The sequence below is a fragment of the Burkholderia sp. AU27893 genome (genome assembly GCF_002223205.1).
In the GTDB taxonomy this organism is placed as follows: domain Bacteria; phylum Pseudomonadota; class Gammaproteobacteria; order Burkholderiales; family Burkholderiaceae; genus Burkholderia.
In genome coordinates, this window is record NZ_NKFD01000001.1 from 1,315,342 (window position 1) to 1,334,081 (window position 18,740).

The following is an 18,740-nucleotide window of genomic DNA, read 5'->3' on the forward strand; positions in this document are numbered from 1 at the left end:
CATGACGGAACTCTTCATCGACGGCGCCTGGGTCGCAGGCTCGGGCCCCGTGTTCGCTTCGCGCAACCCCGGCACCGACGAGATCGCATGGCAGGGTGAAAGCGCGTCGGCGGCCGACGTCGATCGTGCGGTCGCCAGCGCGCGCCGCGCATTCGCCGGCTGGTCGGCGCTCGACTTCGAATCGCGCTGCGCGATCGTCAAGCGTTTCGCCGCGTTGCTCACCGAACGCAAGGAAGCGATCGCGACCGCGATCGGCCGCGAGACGGGCAAGCCGCTGTGGGAAGCGCGCACGGAAGTCGCGTCGATGGCCGCGAAGGTCGGCATCTCGATCCAGGCTTACCAGGAACGCACCGGCGAGAAACGCCAGGACATGGCCGACGGCGTCGCGGTGCTGCGTCATCGCCCGCATGGCGTGGTCGCGGTGTTCGGCCCGTACAACTTCCCCGGCCACTTGCCGAACGGCCATATCGTGCCCGCGCTGATCGCCGGCAATGCGGTCGTGTTCAAGCCGTCGGAGCTCGCACCGGGCGTCGCGCGTGCGACGGTCGAAGTGTGGAAGGAAGCGGGGCTGCCGGACGGCGTGCTGAACCTCGTGCAGGGCGAGAAGGACACGGGCATCGCGCTCGCGAACCATCGGCAGATCGACGGGCTGTTCTTCACCGGCAGCTCGGATACCGGCACGCTGCTGCACAAGCAGTTCGGCGGCCGTCCTGAAATCGTGCTCGCGCTCGAGATGGGCGGCAACAACCCGCTCGTGATCGGCGAAGTCGAGGATATCGACGCGGCCGTCCATCACACCATTCAGTCGGCGTTCCTGTCGGCCGGCCAGCGCTGCACGTGCGCGCGCCGCATCTTCGTGCCGCAGGGCGCGTTCGGCGACCGCTTCCTCGCGCGCTTCGCCGACGTCACGTCGAAGATCACGGCCGACGTGTTCGACGCCGATCCGCAGCCGTTCATGGGCGCGGTGATCTCGGCGCGCGCCGCGGCGAAACTCGTCGACGCACAGTCGCGCCTGATCGAGCAGGGCGCGAAGGCGATCATCGCGATGACGCAGCGCGATCCGCGCCTCGGCTTCGTGAACGCTGCGATCGTCGACGTGACGGGCGTCGCGAACCTGCCGGACGAAGAGCACTTCGGCCCGCTCGCGCAGATCGTCCGCTATGCGACGTTCGACGAAGCGATCGAGCGCGCGAACGACACGGCGTTCGGCCTGTCCGCCGGCCTGCTGGCCGACGACGCGAATGCATGGGAACACTTCCGCCGCACGATTCGCGCCGGGATCGTCAACTGGAACCGGCCGACCAACGGCGCGTCGTCCGCCGCGCCGTTCGGCGGCACCGGCCGCTCGGGCAACCATCGCCCGAGCGCGTACTACGCGGCCGACTATTGCGCGTATCCGATGGCGTCGGTGGAAAGCACGCAACTGACCTTGCCCGCGAGCCTGTCGCCGGGCCTGCATTTCTGATCGAGGGAACGACGATGAACGCACAAGAAGCCAATTTCGACGGGCTCGTCGGCCCGACCCACAACTACGCCGGGCTGTCGTTCGGCAACGTGGCGTCGCTCAACAACGAAAAGTCGGCCGCGAACCCGAAGGCCGCCGCGAAGCAGGGGCTGCGCAAGATGAAGCAGCTCGCGGATCTCGGCTTCGCGCAAGGCGTGCTGCCGCCGCAGGAGCGGCCGTCGCTGCGCCTGCTGCGCGAGCTCGGCTTCTCCGGCAAGGACGCGGACGTGATCGCGAAGGCCGCGAAGCAGGCGCCCGAACTGCTCGCCGCGGCGAGCTCGGCATCGGCGATGTGGACCGCGAACGCGGCCACCGTCAGCCCGTCCGCCGACACGAGCGACGGCCGCGTGCACTTCACGCCGGCGAACCTGTGCAGCAAGCTGCATCGCGCGATCGAGCACGAAGCGACGCGCCGCACGCTGTCGACGCTGTTCGCCGACCCCGCGCATTTCGCGGTGCACGAAGCGCTGACCGGCACGCCGGCACTCGGCGACGAAGGCGCGGCGAACCACACGCGCTTTTGCGCCGAATACGGCAAGCCGGGCATCGAGTTCTTCGTGTACGGCCGTGCGGAATACCGCCGCGGGCCGGAGCCGAAGCGCTTCCCGGCGCGCCAGACCTTCGAGGCGAGCCGCGCGGTCGCGCATCGCCACGGGCTCGCGGAAGAAGCGACGGTCTATGCGCAGCAGGATCCGGACGTGATCGACGCGGGCGTGTTCCACAACGACGTGATCTCGGTCGGCAACCGCGACACGCTGTTCACGCACGAGCGCGCGTTCGTCAACAAGCAGGCGATCTACGACACGCTGACCGCCGCGCTCGACGCACGCGGTGCACGCCTGAACGTGATCGAGGTGCCCGAGGCTGCCGTGAGCGTGAACGACGCGGTGACGTCGTACCTGTTCAACAGCCAGCTGCTGTCGCGCGCGGACGGCTCGCAGGTGCTCGTCGTGCCGCAGGAGTGCCGCGAGAACGGCAACGTCGCGGCCTATCTCGACGAACTCGCGGCCGGCAACGGCCCGATCCACGACGTGCTCGTGTTCGACCTGCGCGAAAGCATGAAGAACGGCGGCGGCCCTGCGTGCCTGCGCCTGCGCGTCGTGCTGAACGAAGCGGAGCGCGCGGCCGTCACGTCGAACGTGTGGATCAACGACACGCTGTTCGCGTCGCTCGACACGTGGATCGACCGGCACTATCGCGACCGCCTCGCACCGGAAGACCTCGCCGATCCGGCACTGCTCGACGAATCGCGCACCGCGCTCGACGAGCTCACGCAGATCCTGCGCGTCGGTTCGCTGTATGACTTCCAGCGCTGATTCCCGCATGGCCGACGCGTTGCTCGACGACTTCCTCGCGTTCACGCTGGCCGGCAGCGCACCGACCGCGACGGACGGTACCTGCGCCGCCGGCGCCGTGCGCTGGCAGTGGCGCGGCGACGGGCTGCTCGCGCTCGAACCGGTGGCGGCCGAGGCCGCCGGCGCGGCGCGCGCGAGCGTGCTCGTGTCGGCCGGCGTGCACGGCGACGAGACGGCGCCGATCGAGCTGCTGTCGATGCTCGTGCGCGATCTCGCATCGGGCGCGCTGCCGCTCGCGTGCCGGTTGCTCGTCGTGCTCGGCAACGTGCCGGCGATGCGTGCCGGCGAACGCTATCTCGACGACGACCTGAACCGCCTGTTCAGCGGCCGTCACGCGCAGGTGCCCGACAGCCGCGAAGCGCCGCGCGCCGTGCAGCTCGAAGCCGCCGCCGCCGCGTTCTTCGCGGCCGCACCGGCCGGCGCCGCGCGCTGGCACATCGACATGCATACGGCGATCCGCGCATCGGTGTTCGAGCAGTTCGCGCTGCTGCCGCACACGGGCATGCCGCCGACGCGCACGATGTTCGAATGGCTCGGCGACGCGCGCATCGCGGCCGTGCTGCTGCATACCGCGAAGGGCAACACGTACTCGCATTTCACGGCCGAGCATTGCGGTGCGCTTGCGTGCACGCTGGAGCTCGGCAAGGTGCGCCCGTTCGGCCAGAACGACCTGGCGCGCTTCGCGCCAGCCGACCGCGCGGTGCGCAAGCTCGTGTCGGGCGCGTCTCGTGAGGCTGACGTTCCGTTGCCGCGCGTGTTTACGGTGATCGACCAGATCACGAAGCAGAGCAATGCGCTCGAGCTGTTCGTCGCGGCCGACGTCGCGAACTTCACCGCGTTCGCACGCGGCACGGTGCTCGCGCAGGACGGCGATTACCGCTACACGGTGACGCACGACGAGGAGCGCATCGTGTTCCCGAATCCGTCGGTGAAGCCGGGTTTGCGCGCGGGCCTGCTCGTCGTCGATACGACCCGCGAGACGGTCGCCGCGCTCGTCTGACGGTGGCCGGTTGCGCGTGGCCGCGGCAACCCGCGGCCCGCGCCTCGCCCGGCTGCCATTCCTGTTTAGAGATAGCGTCCAACCGCCGCGCGGAAGGCCCGCGGTTCGCGCTTGCGTATTTGCGACATCGTCTTGCAAGTTCGACGGGTCGCCAGGCTGACGTCGGCGCCCGCAGCGCAGCATCACGTGCCGGCGGCTGCTTTGCCATATCGGGCCGCGCGGATTGGTACAATCGCGGCCTTGCGGCTGTTGCGCCGCATCACGGCGCGGCGGCAGCGTTGCGGTGGTCATCCGACCCTGCAATGATGCATGCGCCCGTAGTTCCGGAACATTCGAGTATCGAGGAGAACACCTGATGAAGTTGGATTGGCGTAAAGTGGCCGCGCATGCGGTGGTGGCGGCATCGGCCGTGGCGGCAGGCAGCGCGATGGCAGCGGATCTGAAAGAGATCCGTTTCGGCGTCGAAGCCTCGTACGCGCCGTTCGAATACAAGACGCCCGACGGCAAGCTGACCGGCTTCGACATCGATATCGGCAACGCGGTGTGCGCGAAGCTGAAGACGAAGTGCGTGTGGGTCGAGAACGACTTCGACGGCCTGATCCCGGCGCTGCAGGCCCGCAAGTTCGACGCGATCAACTCGGACATGACGATCACCGACCAGCGCAAGCACGCGATCGCATTCACCGATGCGATCTACACGATCCCGAACCAGCTGATCGCGAAGCAGGGCAGCGGCCTGCTGCCGACCCCGCAATCGCTGAAGGGCAAGCGCGTGGGCGTGCTGCAAGGCACGATCCAGGAAGCGTACGCGAAGAAGAAGTGGGCGCCGGCCGGCGTCGAAGTCGTGCCGTACCAGACGCAGGACCTGGCCTACGCCGACCTGAAGTCGGGCCGTCTCGACGCGACGTTCCAGGACGCGGAAGCCGGTTCGAAGGGCTTCCTGACGAAGCCGCAAGGCCAGGGCTTCGCGTTCGCGGGCGGTACCGTAAGCGACGCCGAGATCCTCGGCTCGGGCGTCGGCTTCGGCCTGCGCAAGAACGACGCGGCGTTGAAGACCGCGCTCGATCAGGCGCTGAAGGAACTGAAGGCCGACGGCACGATCGACAACCTCGCGAAGAAGTACTTCAGCGTGCCCGTGACGCTCAAGTAAGCGCGGCGTTCGATCGCACGATGCAAGCAAACCGGCCGCTGATGCGGCCGGTTTGTTTTTTGGGGGGCGGAAATTGGCGGGAAACCGCGGACGGGAAACCGCGCAGCAGCGGCCGGCGGCGGCGTCAGGCCGGAAAGAATCGGCCCAGTTCGCGCGCCAGCTCGTTGAGCACGGCCATCTCCTGCTGCGTGATCTTGCGCGCGGGCTGCGCGCCGGCCCAGTCGCCGTACAGCAGCGCGACGGTCGTCGTGCCGACGCGCACCGGCAGCAGCACGAACGCGCGCGTGTCGTCGAAGGCGTCGAGATACCACGCGGGCAGCCGCTTGAGCATCTTCGGCTCCTGCGCCTGCTCGATGAAGATGCCGACCGAGTTCGAGATCGCGAGATGAAACACGTCCGGCTCGAAGCGCTCGTCGAAGCGCAGCCGGTCGAGCGTCGTATCGACGCCCGGGCCGAAGCCGAGGCGCGCGGCGAACATGCCGTCGTCGTGGCGCACGAACATCACGGTGCGCGTGAACGCGAGGCCGGCCAGCAGGCTTTCCGACGCGAGCGCGAGCACCGGCGTCAGCACGTGCTCGGACGGCAGCGCACGCAGGTCCGCGAGGCCGGCTTCGAGGCACGCCTCGGGCGCGGCCTGGGCGCGCGCGATCGCATCGGCGTTCGCGCGCAGCTCGACGATCTCGCGCATCACGGTGTCGCTCGCTTCCTCGCGCGCGAGCCGCTCGGCGATCTCGACGAGCGCGTCGGATTCCATGTCGAGTTCCGCGCCGTAGTGCTGCGCGAGCGCCGCGATACGCGCGTCGCGCTGCGGGCTCGCGGGCATCACCAGCGCGCCCGCGACGTCGGTCGAGCAGCGGCTGATCGCGCGCAGCCAGCGGACGCGGTCGGCCGGGCCGTCATCGGTCGCACGGCCCGCATCGCGGTCGTCATCGTCGTTGCCGAACGCATCGGCGTGGACCACGTGGTCGTGATCGGCCATCCCCGCGCGGATCACGTCGGGCAAGCGCCAGCGCGCGGCCGCCTCGAGCCCGATCTCGTCGAAGCCGACGCCGAGCACATCGATGCAGGCGGCCGCTTCGTCGCCGTTCAGCTCGGCCGCGCGGCGGCGGATCCGGTCCCATTCGCTGTCGAGGTAGCAAACCACGAGCAGCTTGCCGACCTGGCGCATCAGCGTGCAGACGACAGCTTCCTCGCCCGAGCGCAGCTCGGCGCGCTCGGTGAGCTTGCGCGCGACGCAGCCGGACAGCAGCGCGCGGTTCAGCTCGAGCTTCGCGTCGATGCGCCGCGGTGTGCTGTGGTGGAAATGGTCGACGAGCTTGAGCCCGACGACCAGGTGGCCGACGGCGTCCATGCCGAGCACCATCAGGGCGCGGGTCACGGTCGTGATGTTGCCGCCGAACGCCATGTACATCGCGGAGTTCGCGAGCCGCAGCACTTTCTGCGTGAGCGCGAAGTCCGACAGCACGACGCGCACGAGCGCGGTGAAGTCGAGGTCGTCGTTCTTCATCGCGGCCATCGTCGCGCGCAGCGATTCCGACAGCAGCGGGAAATCGCCCCGTTCGTTCATCCGCGCCCACAGCTTGTCGAGCAATGCGGTGCGGGGCAGGTGTTCGGTGATTGACATACGGATCTGTCCGGTTCGCCGCGCGCGTCAGGCGGCGGCGTGCAGGTGCAACTGCTGCGCCTCGAAGCGCCGCGCGAGCTCCTCGGACGGCAGCGCCTGGCAGACGAGCCAGCCCTGGATATGATTGCAGCCCATCTCCGTCAGCAATTCGCGCTGCGCCTCGGTCTCGACGCCTTCGGCGACGAGTTCGAGATCGAGCGTCTGCGCGAGGCCGACCACCGCCGACACGATCGCGCGGTCATTGCGCGAGGTCAGCAGGTTCTCGACGAAACTGCGGTCGATCTTCAGCTTCGCGAGCGGGAAGCGCTGCAGGTACGCGAGGCTCGAATAGCCGGTGCCGAAATCGTCGATCGCGAAGCGGATGCCGAGATCGGTCAGCTCCTCGAGCAGCCCCTTGGCCTGCGCGGGATCGTGCATCAGCAGGCTTTCGGTGATTTCGAGCACGATGCGGCGCGGGTCGATGCCCGTCAGCGCGATCGCCTCGCGCACGCTCTGCGTGAAGCGCGGGTCACGGAACTGCTGCGGCGACACGTTGACCGCCACGTACTGCAGCGCAAGCCCCTGGCGGTCCCAGGCGACGAGCTGCATGCACGCGGCCTTGAGTACCCAGTTGCCGAGATAGTTGATCAGGCCGATCGATTCGGCGAGCGGAATGAAGGTCGCCGGCGGCACGAGGCCGTGCACTGGATGACGCCAGCGGATCAGCGCCTCGACCCCGACCACCGCGCCCGACTGGCTGCGCGTGATCGGCTGGAAATGGAGCGAAAACTCGCCGTTGCGCACGCCGTCGTACAGGTCGGCCTCGAGCTTCAGCCGTTCGGCGTCGGCCGGATCGTCGACGGGGGCGTGGAACGCGAGCGCATTGCCGCCCGACGCCTTCGCCTGCGCGAGCGCGTGGTCGGCGCGGCGCAGCAGCGGGCTGTGGTGCTGCGCGCGGTGCGGCGCCGAGCGCTCGTCGGGGTAAAGCGCGATGCCGATGCTCGCGGAAAGGTGCACGGTCTGCCCCTGGTACACGTAGGGCTCGCGCACCGCGGCCTGCAGCCGGCGGGCGAGTGCGTCCGCCGCATTGCTCGCCTGCGTGCGGTCCGGTGCGCCGAGCACGACCGCGAACTTGTCGCTCGCGACGCGCGCGAGCTGCTCGTTCGGCGTGACGAGCGCCTTCAGCCGCTGCGCGGTCTCGCGCAGCAGCGTGTCACCCGCGTCGTAGCCGAGCGCGCGGTTGATCCGCTGGTAGTCGTCGAGGTCGAGCAGCAGCAGCGCCGCGCACGAGCCGTCCCCGTCGGCGGCCTGCTGCGCGCGCATCAGCGCGGGCACGAGCGCGGACAGGTTGCCGAGCCCCGTCATCGGGTCGTGGTGCATCTCGTAAGTCAGGCGCGCCTCGAGCGCGCGCCACGACGACACGTCGAACGCCGCGATCGCGAACCCGTCGACCCCGTGGTGGCGGCTCTTGAACGCGCGGATCTCGACGTCCAGCGGGTAGGTGAGCGACTTGACGATGCACATCGTCGCCTTCTCCACTTGGCCCGAACGCGCGGCGCGTGCAAGCAGGCCTTCGAGCGCCGCGGTATCCTGTTCGGCGATCAGGTCGCGCAGCGTCAGCGTGTGCAGGTAGTCGCGGTGGTAGCCGATGAAGCGCAGGCTCGCGTCGGACACGTACAGAAAGCGCAGCTCGCGGTCGACATGGGCGAGGAAATCCACCGTGCCGACCGTCTGTTCCAGCCAGTTGCGCACGGAGTCGTCGCGTCGCGGCGCGCCGGCGCGCGCGGGCATCAGCGCGCCGCCCGACCAGGCGAAGCGGCGCAGCGTATGCAAGGCGCTGCGCCAGGAGCCCTTGCGTGACGTCTGTTTCCTGTTGGCTTCCATGTTTCTCGCTGACGTGAAGGGCTGGAACCGGTTGTCCGGAAGGAATAACGGCAGACTGTGCGGAATCTTTAACGGACCGGCCGCGGACGGCGTTGCCGCTGGACCGGATCGGTCACGCGGGTGTTCGGCAGGCGAACGCCGGCGGGGCCTACATTGAGGCTGACTTTATAAGAAATGAGGACGCAGATGAAGCGAAAACTGTTGCTGGGCGCCGCCGTGGCGGCGCTGGTGGCCGGCCATGCGCTGACGGCGCAGGCGGAATTGAAGCCGGGTGCCGCGGCGCCCGATTTCACGACGCAGGCGTCGCTGGGCGGCAAGACTTACACGTACTCGCTCGCGGACGCGCTGAAGCAGGGGCCGGTCGTGCTGTATTTCTACCCAGCCGCGTTCACGACGGGCTGCACGATCGAGGCGCATGCGTTCGCGGACGCGGTCGACCGTTACAAGGCTTACGGCGCGACGGTGATCGGCGTGTCGGCTGACAAGATCGACACGCTGACGAAGTTCTCGGTGAGCGAGTGCCGGAGCAAGTTCCCGGTCGCGGCCGATCCGGACGCGAAGATCATCCGGGAATACGATGCGAAGCTGCCGGCGATCGACAAGGCGAACCGCGTGTCCTACGTGATTTCGCCGGAAGGGAAGGTGCTCTACGAATACACGAGCCTGTCGCCGGACAAGCACGTCGAGAACACGCTCGCCGCCGTGAAGGCGTGGGCTGACGCGCATCCGAAGCAGTAAGCGGGCGCCCCGCACGGCAAAGCGGCCCGTCGTGCGGGCCGCCGGTACCGAGCGACGCAGCCGCCGCGCGTGAGAGGCTGTTATGCGCGCAATGCCTGCTCGATCGGCACGCTGCCGCCGACGAAGCCGACAATCTTGCGCGAGATGCCGAGCTTGATCGCCTCGATCGCGGCCCAGGCGACATCCTGGCGCGACACGGGGGGGGCGCCATCGAACCATGCGTCGGTGAGCGCGATCTTGCCGACGCCCGGATCGTCCGTAAGCGGGCCGGGGCGCAGGATCGTGTAGTCGACGCCCGACGCGATCACGCGATCGTCGCCTTCGCGTTTCATCTGCGAATAGTGGCGCAGCGCGTCCGGGCCGAGTTCGGGCCGGTACGCGGACAGCGAGCTGATCACCACCAGCTTCTGCGCGTTGTAAGCCAGCGCGTATTCGGCCGCGCGGGCGACCGCGTCGCGGTCGACCTGCTCCTCTTCGGCCGCGCCTTCCGATTCGGCCGAGCCGGCCGCGTAGATCACGTGCGAGATGCCCTGGAATGCGTGCGAGAAATCGTTCGTCAGGTCGGCCTCGACCACCCGTGCGCCTGCGAGCGCATAGCCGTGGCGGCGCACGAGCGCCGTGACCTCGAACTCCGGCTGCTTGAGCAGCAGATCCGCGCAGGCCTGACCCGTTCGGCCGGTCGCGCCAATCAGCAGTACCTTCGTCGTCATGAAACCGCTCCTTGCTCGATGCGTCGTCCTTCCAGATAGGGACGGACGACCGATAACTCAAGTGTAATGTCGATTTGCCGCGGCGGCGGGGGTGTATTAAGGGGCATACCGGCAACGGGCATACCGGCATCGGGCATACCGGCTGCGCGCGACCGACATCGACATTCCGGCCGCCAATCGTTCACAGGGATGCGGGAATGACGCGCCGACCGGCTATCATGTGCGCGATGCTTTTTTCGCCGTTACGTCCTACAACGCATCGGCCCACTGGTTGGAGTACACATGGCATTACCCCTGGACAACGTCAGCATGGCCGTGTTCTGCGACTTCGAGAACGTCGCGCTCGGCGTGCGCGACGCGAAGTACGAGAAGTTCGACATCAAGCCCGTGCTGGAGCGCCTGCTGCTGAAGGGCAGCATCGTCGTGAAGAAGGCCTATTGCGACTGGGATCGCTACAAGGGCTTCAAGGCGTCGATGCACGAGGCGAGCTTCGAGCTGATCGAGATTCCGCACGTGCGCCAGTCGGGCAAGAACTCGGCCGACATCCGGCTCGTCGTCGACGCGCTCGACCTCTGCTACACGAAGTCGCACGTCGATACGTTCGTGATCATCAGCGGCGACTCGGATTTTTCGCCGCTGGTGTCGAAGCTGCGCGAGAACGCGAAGAAGGTGATCGGCGTCGGCGTGAAGAAATCGACGTCGGACCTGCTGGTCGCGAACTGCGACGAATTCATCTTCTACGACGATCTGGTGCGCGAGCAGCAACGCGCGCTCGCGAAGCGCGAACAGCAGCAGCGCGCGGGCAACGGCGGCGCGAAGCGGCCGGACGAGCCGTCGTCGCGCAAGCACGACATGGACGCGCGCAAGGCCGAGGCAATCGCGCTGGCCGTCGAGACGTTCGACGCGCTCGCGTCGGAGCGGGACGACGTCGGCAAGATCTGGGCGTCGGTGCTCAAGAGCGCGATCAAGCGCCGCAAGCCGGATTTCAACGAGTCGTATTACGGATTCCGCGCGTTCGGCAACCTGCTCGACGAGGCGCAGGCGCGCGGCCTGCTCGAAGTGGGGCGTGACGACAAGTCGGGCGCGTTCGTGTCGCGGGCACGCCAGCAGGCGGCCGCGGAGCACGTCACGGCGGGCGGCGAAGGCGGCGGGCACGGCGGCGGACACGGCGGCGCGCACCACGGTACGCGCGCGGCCGAGCCGGCGCGGGCCGGGCGCAATGCGCAACGTCGCGGGCAGCGGGCGGAAGCGGTCACGCACGAAAGCGTGCAGGTCGAAGCGGACGAGACGGAAGTGGCCGACGTCGCCGAGGTGGCTGAGGCGGCACCGATGAGGTCGCCGGCGGAAACGGTCGAAGTGGCCGAAGTGGCCGACGCGCATGGCGATGCGAAGGATGGCCGCAAGCGCGCGCGCAAGACCGCGGCGAAGAAGGCCGGCGCGAAGAAGGGTGCCGCCGCGAAGAGCACAGCCCGTCAGGCAGCCGGGACGCCGGACGACGCCGGGCACGGCGCGCCGAAGCACGGCGACAGCAAGCACGCGCACGGCAAGCATGCCGACGACGCGCATCGCGACGCGGAGCAGGGCGACGAGCAGCATGTCACGATGACCCACGCCGGGCCGGCGGCAGGCGATGCCGGCAGCGAGCGTGCCGCCGCCCAGCCATCGCACGACGCGGCGCCGGCTGATGCCCATGCCGACGCGGTTGCGCAAGCGCCGGCCGCTGCCAAGCCGAAGAAGCCGGCCCGCAAGGCCGCCCCGCGCGCGCGTCGTCCGCGCAAGACGGCGGTGGACGCTGCCGAGTAACGTCGGTCGGCCGGACGCCGTCCCGAGCGGGGCGGCATCCGCGTCACGGTACGGGCCGGTGCAACACCGGCCGGTCGAACTAGCCGTTCAGCACGTAAGGCTGCGTCATCACTTCGAGGAAGTGGCCGTCCGGATCGTCGAAGTACACGCCTCGGCCGCCGTTGTGGCGGTAGATGTCATCGGGTTGCCGCTTGGCCGGATCGGCCCAGTGCGGCAGCCCGCGCTCGCGAATGCGCGCGAGCACGCGATCGAAGCCTGCTTCGTCGAGCAGGAACGCGTAGTGCTGCGACGCGATCGCTCCCGACCGTTCATAGAAATCGAGCGACACGCCGTTGCCGAGCGGGACGACCAGCATCGCGCCGAACGGCGTCGGCGGCGGCAATTCCAGCAGCTCGGTGAGGAAGCGGCTCGACGCGTGCTTGTCGCGGCACCAGACGATCGTATGGTTGAGCTGGACGTTCATGGTGGGTCCCCGTGAAGGGCGCAGCGGTGGGCATGGACTCACGATAGCCGATCGTCGCCGCGGTTCAAGCGCAAAAAAACGGCCGCACAAGGCGGCCGCTTCATCACTCCCCGGCAATGGCCGGCCCGCCGTTATTCCCGCGGCGGTTGCGCCGTTTCTCGGCCCACACGCGGAAGCGATCCATATACAGGTAGACGACCGGCGTCGTATAGAGCGTCAGCACCTGCGACACGATCAGGCCGCCGGCGATCGCGATCCCGAGCGGCGCGCGCAGCTCGGCGCCGTCGCCGTGGCCGAACGCGAGCGGCAGCGCGCCGAGCAGCGCGGCCATCGTCGTCATCATGATCGGGCGGAAGCGCAGCAGGCACGCCTCGTGGATCGCGTCGAACGACGACTTTCCGTTGTTGCGCGTCTGGTCGATCGCGAAGTCGACCATCATGATCGCGTTCTTCTTCACGATCCCGATCAGCAGGATCACGCCGATCAGCGCGATGATGCTGAACTCGGTCTTGCACAGCAGCAGCGCGAGCAGCGCGCCGACGCCGGCCGACGGCAACGTCGACAGGATCGTGATCGGGTGGATGTAGCTCTCGTACAGGATCCCGAGCACGATATAGACGGCCAGCAACGCCGCGAGGATCAGGATCGGCTGGTCGTTCATCGACTGCTGGAACGCCTGCGCGGTGCCCTGGAAGCTGCCGACGATGGTCGGCGGGACGCCGACCTGCGCCATCGTCTGGTAGATCACCTGCGTCGCCTGCGACAGCGACACGCCGGGCGGCAGGTTGAACGAGATCGTCGTCGCGACGAACAGCCCCTGGTGGTTGACCGACAGCGGCGTCGTGCTCGGCCCGAACGTCGCGATCGCCGACAGCGGGATCATCGTCGACTTCGACGTCGACACCGACGCACCCGACGACGCGCTCGACTTGCCGCTCGCCGCGATCGAGTTGAGCGCCTGGTTGCGCGCGGAGTCGGACGCGATCGCCGCGGCGCTCTGCGTGGCGGTGCCGGCGCTCGACGTGCCGGCGGCCGTCGCGACGTAGGTGCCGGCCGCTGCGTTGGTGGTCTGCGAGCCGTTCGCGCTGCCGCCCGACGTGCTGACCCACACCTGGTTCAGCATCTCGGGGCTCTGCCAGTACTTCGGCGCGACTTCCATCACCACGTGGTACTGGTTCAGCGGGTTGTAGATCGTCGAGACCTGGCGCTGGCCGAATGCGTCGTACAGCGTATTGTCGATCTGCGCGGGCTTGATGCCGAACCGCGCGGCCGTCGCCCGGTCGATCGTCACCATGGCTTCCATGCCGCCTTGCTGCTGGTCGGAGTTCACGTCGGTCAGCTCGGGGCGCTTCTGCAGCGCCTCGGTCAGGATCGGCCCCCACTTGTACAGGTCGGCGCTCGAATCGCCGAGCAGCGTGAACTGGTACTGCGCGTTGCTCTGCCGGCCCCCGACGCGAATGTCCTGCGCGGCCTGCAGGAACGTGCTCGCGCCGGCGACATCCGACAGCGGGACGCGCAGTTGCTGGATCACCTGGTCGGCCGACAGCTTGCGCTCGGTGCGATCCTTCAGCGTGACGAACATGAAGCCCGAGTTGGTCTGCGTGCCGCCGGTGAAGCCCGCGACGCTCTTCACGTTCGGGTTGCCCTGCACGATCCGCATCATCTCGGAGAACTTCAGCTTCATCGCCTGGAATGACGTCGACTGGTCGGCCCGGATGCCGCCGATCATCAGCCCGGTGTCCTGCTGCGGGAAGAAACCCTTCGGCACGACGATGTACAGGTACACGTTCAGCCCGATCGTCGCGAACAGGGTCAGCAGGATCAGGAGCGGCCGGCGCAGCGCCCACGACAGCGAGCGCTCGTAGCCGCGCTGCATGCGGCTGAAACAGCGTTCCAGGAAACGCCCGAAGCGGCCTTCGTTTTGCGGGTCGTGCGACTCGGGCAGCAGGCGCGCGCACATCATCGGCGTGACCGTGAGCGACACCGCGAGCGAGACGGCGATCGCGAGCGACAGCGTCAGTGCGAACTCGCGGAACAGCCGCCCGACGATGCCGCCCATCAGCAGGATCGGCAGGAACACCGCGACGAGCGAAATGCTCATCGACAACACCGTGAAGCCGACCTCGCGCGCGCCGTCGAACGCGGCCTGCATGCGCGACTTGCCGTTCTCGATATGCCGCGAGATGTTCTCGAGCACGACGATCGCATCGTCGACGACGAAGCCGGTCGCGACGATCAGCGCCATCAGCGACAGGTTGTCGATCGAGAAGCCGAGCAGGTACATCGCACCGAACGTGCCGATGATCGAGATCGGCACCGCGACGCTCGGGATCAGCGTCGCGCGCCAGTTGCGCAGGAACAGGAACACGACCATCACGACGAGGCTGACCGCGATCAGCAGCGTGTGCTCGGTGTCCTTCAGCGACGCGCGAATCGTGGTCGAGCGGTCGAGCACGGGCGTGACGGTGATGTCGGCCGGCAGCGACGCGGTGAGCTGCGGCAGCGCCGCGCGCACGCGGTCGATCGTGTCGATGATGTTCGCGCCGGGCGAGCGGTAGAGGATCACGAGCACCGCGCGCTTGCCGTTCGACAGGCCGAGGTTGCGGAGATCCTCGACCGAATCGACGACGTCCGACAGGTCGGACAGCCGCACGGCCGAACCGTTGCGGTAAGCCACGACGAGGTCGCGGTATTGCGACGCCTCGGATGCCTGGTCGTTCGTATAGAGCTGGTAGCGCTGCGGGCCGAATTCGATCGCGCCCTTCGGCGCGTTGGCGTTCGCGGAGGCCAGCGCCGCGCGCACGTCCTCGAGGCCGATCCCGTAGTGGAACAGCGCCTGCGGCTCGAGCTCGACGCGCACGGCCGGGTTCGCGGAGCCGCTCACCGACACCTGGCCGATCCCGTCGATCTGCGACAGCGACTGCTGCAGCACCGTCGACGCGGCGTCGTACAGCTTCGCGGGCGACGAGGTCTCCGACGTCAGCGACACGATCATGATCGGCGAATCGGCCGGGTTGACCTTGCGGTAGGTCGGGTTGCTTTTCAGCGCGGCGGGCAGGTCGGCGCGCGCCGCGTTGATCGCGGCCTGCACGTCGCGCGCGGCGCCGTCGATGTCGCGGTTCAGCCCGAACTGCAGGATGATCCGCGCGTTGCCGACCGTGCTCGTCGACGTCATTTCGGACACGTCGGCGATCGAGCCGAGGTGCCGCTCGAGCGGGCTCGTCACGCTGGTCGCGACCGTTTCCGGGCTCGCGCCCGGCAGCGACGCCTGCACCGAGATGGTCGGGAAGTCGACCTGCGGCAGCGGCGACACCGGCAGCTTGACGAACGCGAACAGGCCCGCGAGCGCGACGCCGATCGCGAGCAGCGTCGTCGCGACGGGGCGGGTGATGAAGGGGCGCGACAGGTTCATCGATTACGCATCCGTGCGCGGGCCGGCTTGCGGGCCGTGGCGTTCGAACCAGCCGCGCACGCGGCGTGCGAGCGAGTCGAAGCCGAGGTAGATCACGGGCGTCGTGAACAGCGTCAGCACCTGCGACACGATCAGGCCGCCGGCGATCGCGATCCCGAGCGGCTGGCGCAGCTCGGAGCCCGCGCCGGAGCCGACGATCAGCGGCACCGCGCCGAGCAGCGCGGCGAGCGTCGTCATCAGGATCGGCCGGAAGCGCAGCAGGCACGCCTGGTAGATCGCCTCGCGCGGCGGCTTGCCTTCGACGCGCTCGGCCTCGAGCGCGAAGTCGATCATCATGATCGCGTTCTTCTTCACGATGCCGATCAGCAGCACGATGCCGATGATCCCGATGATGTCGAGGTCGTGCCCGGTGATCATCAGCGCGAGCAGCGCGCCGACGCCGGCCGACGGCAGCGTCGACAGGATCGTGATCGGGTGGATGTAGCTCTCGTACAGCACGCCGAGCACGATGTACATCGTGACGACCGCGGCGAGGATCAGGAACAGCTGGTTCGACAGCGATGCCTGGAACGCGAGCGCCGCGCCCTGGAAGCGCGTCTGGAACGACGCGGGCAGCCCGATGTCCTTCTCGGCGGCGTCGATCGCCTTGACCGCCTCGCCGAGCGACGCGCCCGGCGCGAGGTTGAACGAGATGGTGGTCGACGGGAACTGCGACAGGTGCGCGACCAAGAGCGGCGACGGCCGCTCGTGGAACGACGCGATCGACGCCAGCGGCACCTGGCCGCCGCCCGCCGACGGCAGGTAGATGTCGTTCAGCGATTGCGCGTAGTGCTGGTCCTTCGGCTCGGACTCGAGAATCACGCGGTACTGGTTCGACTGCGTGAAGATCGTCGACACGATGCGCTGGCCGAATGCGTCGTACAGCGCGTTGTCGACGGTCGCCGGCGTGATGCCGAAGCGCGCGGCGCTCGGGCGGTCGATCTCGATGTAGACCGACTGGCCGTTGCTTTGCAGGTCGGTCGCGACGTCGGCGAGCGACGGCTCCTGCTGCAGCCGGGCCACGAGCTTCGGCACCCAGGTCGCGAATTCCTCCGAGTTCGGGCTCGTCAGCATGAACTGGTACTGCGTCGGGCTGACGGTCGAGTCGATCGTCAGGTCCTGCACCGACTGCATGAACAGCGAGATGCCGGTGATGTTCGCGACGCGGTGCTGCAGGTCGCGGATGATCTGCGCGGCCGACTCGGAGCGTTCGTCGCGCGCCTTCAGGTTGATCAGCATCCGGCCGCTGTTCAGCGTGATGTTGCTGCCGTCGACGCCGATGAACGACGTGAGGCTCTCGACGTTCGGATCCTTCAGGATCTCGGCCGCGAGCGCCTGCTGGCGTTCGGCCATCGCGCCGTACGAGATCGACTGCGGCGCCTGCGTGATCGCCTGGATCACGCCGGTATCCTGCGCGGGGAAGAAGCCCTTCGGCACGTAGACGTACAGCAGGCCGGTCAGCGCGAGCGTCAGCAGCGCGACGACGAGCGTCGAGCGCTGGCGGTTCAGCACCCATTCGAGCGCGACCGCGTAGCGCGCGATCACCCAGTCGATCGCCCGGTGCACGCGCGCCTCGAAGCGGTGGCTCTCGGGCGGCGGCGAATGGCGCAGCAGCTTCGCGCACATCATCGGCACGAGCGTGAGCGACACGATCGCCGAGATCACGATCGTCACCGCGAGCGTGATCGCGAATTCATGGAACAGGCGCCCGACCACGTCGCCCATGAACAGCAGCGGGATCAGCACCGCGATCAGCGACACCGTCAGCGAGATGATCGTGAAGCCGATCTGCCGCGAGCCCTTCAGCGCGGCTTCGAGCCCCGTTTCGCCTTCCTCGACGTAGCGCGCGATGTTCTCGATCATCACGATCGCGTCGTCGACGACGAAGCCGGTCGCGATGGTGAGCGCCATCAGCGACAGGTTGTTCAGCGAGAAGCCGGCCATGTACATCACCGCGAGCGTGCCGATCAGCGACAGCGGCACCGACAGGCTCGGGATGATCGTCGCGTAGACGTTCGCGAGGAACAGGTACATCACGAGCACGACCAGCGCGACCGCGAGCATCAGTTCGAACTGCACGTCGCGCACGGCGGCGCGGATCATCGTCGTGCGGTCGGTGACGATCTCCACGTCGAGCGCGGCCGGCAGCGTTTCCTGCAGCTTCGGCAATTGCGCCTTGATCGCGTCGACGGTCGCGATCACGTTCGCGCCCGGCTGGCGCTGCACGTTCAGGATGATGGCCGGGTCCGAATTCACCCACGCGCCGAGCTTGGTGTTCTCCGAGCCGGCGACGACCGTCGCGACGTCGGTGAGCATCACCGGGCGACCGTTCTTGTAGGCGACGACCGCGCTGTTGTACTGGTCGGCGCTCGTCAGCTGGTCGTTCGCGTTGATCGTGTACGCGCGCGTCGGGCCGTCGAAGTTGCCCTTCGGCGTGTTCACGTTCAGGTTCGAGATCGTCGTGCGCAGGTCGTCGAGGTTCATCCCGTATTTCGCGAGCGCGGTCGGGTTCGCCTGGATCCGCACGGCCGGGCGGTTGCCGCCCGACAGGCTGACGAGACCGACGCCCGCGACCTGCGAGATCTTCATCGCGAGGCGCGTGTCGGCGAGATCCTGCACCTGCGTGAGCGGCAGCGTCTTCGACTTGACGGCGAGCGTCAGCACCGGTGCGTCGGCCGGGTTGACCTTCGCGTAGATCGGCGGGGCAGGGAGGTCGGACGGCAGCAGGTTGCCGGCCGCGTTGATCGCGGCCTGCACTTCCTGTTCGGCGATGTCGAGCGGCAGGTCGAGCGAGAACTGCAGCGTGATCACGGACGAGCCGGCCGAACTCTGCGACGACATCTGGTTCAGCGACGGCATCTGCCCGAACTGACGTTCGAGCGGCGCGGTGACCGACGAGGTCATCACCTCCGGGCTCGCGCCCGGGTAGAAGGTCTGGACCTGGATCGTCGGATAGTCGACTTCCGGCAGCGCGGCGAGCGGCAGGAAGCGCAGCGCGACGAGACCGGCCAGCATGATCGCCGCCATCAGGAGGGCGGTGCCGACCGGCCGGAGAATGAAGAGGCGGGATGGATTCATC

12 protein-coding genes are annotated in these 18,740 nt (G+C 68.2%); 6 read left to right on the forward strand and 6 right to left on the reverse strand.

Features of this window, described 5'->3' with window-relative positions; translation table 11 throughout:
- Position 1: 1 nt before the first annotated feature.
- From astD to CFB47_RS06210, 4 genes are all read left to right on the forward strand, one after another.
- Entirely contained in the window at positions 2–1,465 is a 1,464-nt protein-coding gene (gene astD, locus CFB47_RS06190; protein ID WP_089460651.1) for a succinylglutamate-semialdehyde dehydrogenase, read from the forward strand.
- Positions 1,466–1,479: 14 nt separating this feature from the next.
- Positions 1,480–2,820 (forward strand): N-succinylarginine dihydrolase, encoded by a 1,341-nt coding sequence (astB, locus tag CFB47_RS06195; RefSeq protein WP_047850485.1) that lies wholly within the window; start codon positions 1,480–1,482, stop codon positions 2,818–2,820.
- Positions 2,804–3,859: a succinylglutamate desuccinylase gene (astE, locus tag CFB47_RS06200; protein WP_089460652.1), complete on the forward strand. Its 1,056-nt coding sequence runs from the start codon at positions 2,804–2,806 to the stop codon at positions 3,857–3,859. Before astB ends, astE begins: the two co-directional genes overlap by 17 nt.
- Positions 3,860–4,214: 355 nt before the next feature.
- Positions 4,215–5,009, forward strand: coding sequence for an ABC transporter substrate-binding protein (locus CFB47_RS06210; protein ID WP_043182082.1), 795 nt, complete (start codon positions 4,215–4,217; stop codon positions 5,007–5,009).
- Between the two features lie 124 nt (positions 5,010–5,133).
- On the opposite strand, the gene CFB47_RS06215 is transcribed toward CFB47_RS06210, so the two are convergent.
- Complete coding sequence (locus CFB47_RS06215; protein WP_089460653.1) at positions 5,134–6,633, reverse strand: HDOD domain-containing protein; 1,500 nt, start codon at positions 6,631–6,633, stop codon at positions 5,134–5,136.
- 27 nt (positions 6,634–6,660) lie between these two features.
- On the reverse strand, positions 6,661–8,403 hold the full coding sequence (gene cdpA, locus CFB47_RS06220; protein WP_218828635.1) for a bifunctional diguanylate cyclase/phosphodiesterase: 1,743 nt from the start codon (positions 8,401–8,403) through the stop codon (positions 6,661–6,663).
- Positions 8,404–8,682: 279 nt separating this feature from the next.
- Here cdpA and CFB47_RS06225 point away from each other — a divergent pair, with 279 nt between their 5' ends.
- Complete coding sequence (locus tag CFB47_RS06225) at positions 8,683–9,234, forward strand: peroxiredoxin (protein ID WP_089460654.1); 552 nt, start codon at positions 8,683–8,685, stop codon at positions 9,232–9,234.
- An 80-nt stretch (positions 9,235–9,314) separates the two neighbouring features.
- Here CFB47_RS06225 and CFB47_RS06230 read toward each other — a convergent pair whose 3' ends face one another.
- Positions 9,315–9,944, reverse strand: a complete 630-nt coding sequence (locus tag CFB47_RS06230; RefSeq protein ID WP_089460655.1) for an NAD(P)H-binding protein — start codon at positions 9,942–9,944, stop codon at positions 9,315–9,317.
- 282 nt (positions 9,945–10,226) lie between these two features.
- Here CFB47_RS06230 and CFB47_RS06235 point away from each other — a divergent pair, with 282 nt between their 5' ends.
- Complete coding sequence (locus tag CFB47_RS06235; RefSeq protein ID WP_089460656.1) at positions 10,227–11,747, forward strand: NYN domain-containing protein; 1,521 nt, start codon at positions 10,227–10,229, stop codon at positions 11,745–11,747.
- Positions 11,748–11,826: 79 nt separating this feature from the next.
- On the opposite strand, the gene CFB47_RS06240 is transcribed toward CFB47_RS06235, so the two are convergent.
- From CFB47_RS06240 to CFB47_RS06250, 3 genes are all read right to left on the reverse strand, one after another.
- A complete protein-coding gene (locus tag CFB47_RS06240; RefSeq protein WP_089455873.1) occupies positions 11,827–12,210 on the reverse strand; it encodes a VOC family protein in 384 nt (127 codons plus the stop codon).
- 103 nt (positions 12,211–12,313) lie between these two features.
- On the reverse strand, positions 12,314–15,622 hold the full coding sequence (locus CFB47_RS06245) for an efflux RND transporter permease subunit (protein WP_089460657.1): 3,309 nt from the start codon (positions 15,620–15,622) through the stop codon (positions 12,314–12,316).
- 3 nt (positions 15,623–15,625) lie between these two features.
- On the reverse strand, positions 15,626–18,739 hold the full coding sequence (locus tag CFB47_RS06250) for an MdtB/MuxB family multidrug efflux RND transporter permease subunit (protein WP_089439595.1): 3,114 nt from the start codon (positions 18,737–18,739) through the stop codon (positions 15,626–15,628).
- Between the last annotated feature and the right edge of the window lies 1 nt (position 18,740).

Coding starts and splice junctions, on each gene's coding strand:
- astD (WP_089460651.1), top strand. CDS start 2: ATGACGGAACTCTTCATCGACGGCGCCTGGGTCGCAGGCTCGGGCCCC.
- astB (WP_047850485.1), top strand. CDS start 1,480: ATGAACGCACAAGAAGCCAATTTCGACGGGCTCGTCGGCCCGACCCAC.
- astE (WP_089460652.1), top strand. CDS start 2,804: ATGACTTCCAGCGCTGATTCCCGCATGGCCGACGCGTTGCTCGACGAC.
- CFB47_RS06210 (WP_043182082.1), top strand. CDS start 4,215: ATGAAGTTGGATTGGCGTAAAGTGGCCGCGCATGCGGTGGTGGCGGCA.
- CFB47_RS06215 (WP_089460653.1), bottom strand. CDS start 6,633: ATGTCAATCACCGAACACCTGCCCCGCACCGCATTGCTCGACAAGCTG.
- cdpA (WP_218828635.1), bottom strand. CDS start 8,403: ATGCCCGCGCGCGCCGGCGCGCCGCGACGCGACGACTCCGTGCGCAAC.
- CFB47_RS06225 (WP_089460654.1), top strand. CDS start 8,683: ATGAAGCGAAAACTGTTGCTGGGCGCCGCCGTGGCGGCGCTGGTGGCC.
- CFB47_RS06230 (WP_089460655.1), bottom strand. CDS start 9,944: ATGACGACGAAGGTACTGCTGATTGGCGCGACCGGCCGAACGGGTCAG.
- CFB47_RS06235 (WP_089460656.1), top strand. CDS start 10,227: ATGGCATTACCCCTGGACAACGTCAGCATGGCCGTGTTCTGCGACTTC.
- CFB47_RS06240 (WP_089455873.1), bottom strand. CDS start 12,210: ATGAACGTCCAGCTCAACCATACGATCGTCTGGTGCCGCGACAAGCAC.
- CFB47_RS06245 (WP_089460657.1), bottom strand. CDS start 15,622: ATGAACCTGTCGCGCCCCTTCATCACCCGCCCCGTCGCGACGACGCTG.
- CFB47_RS06250 (WP_089439595.1), bottom strand. CDS start 18,739: ATGAATCCATCCCGCCTCTTCATTCTCCGGCCGGTCGGCACCGCCCTC.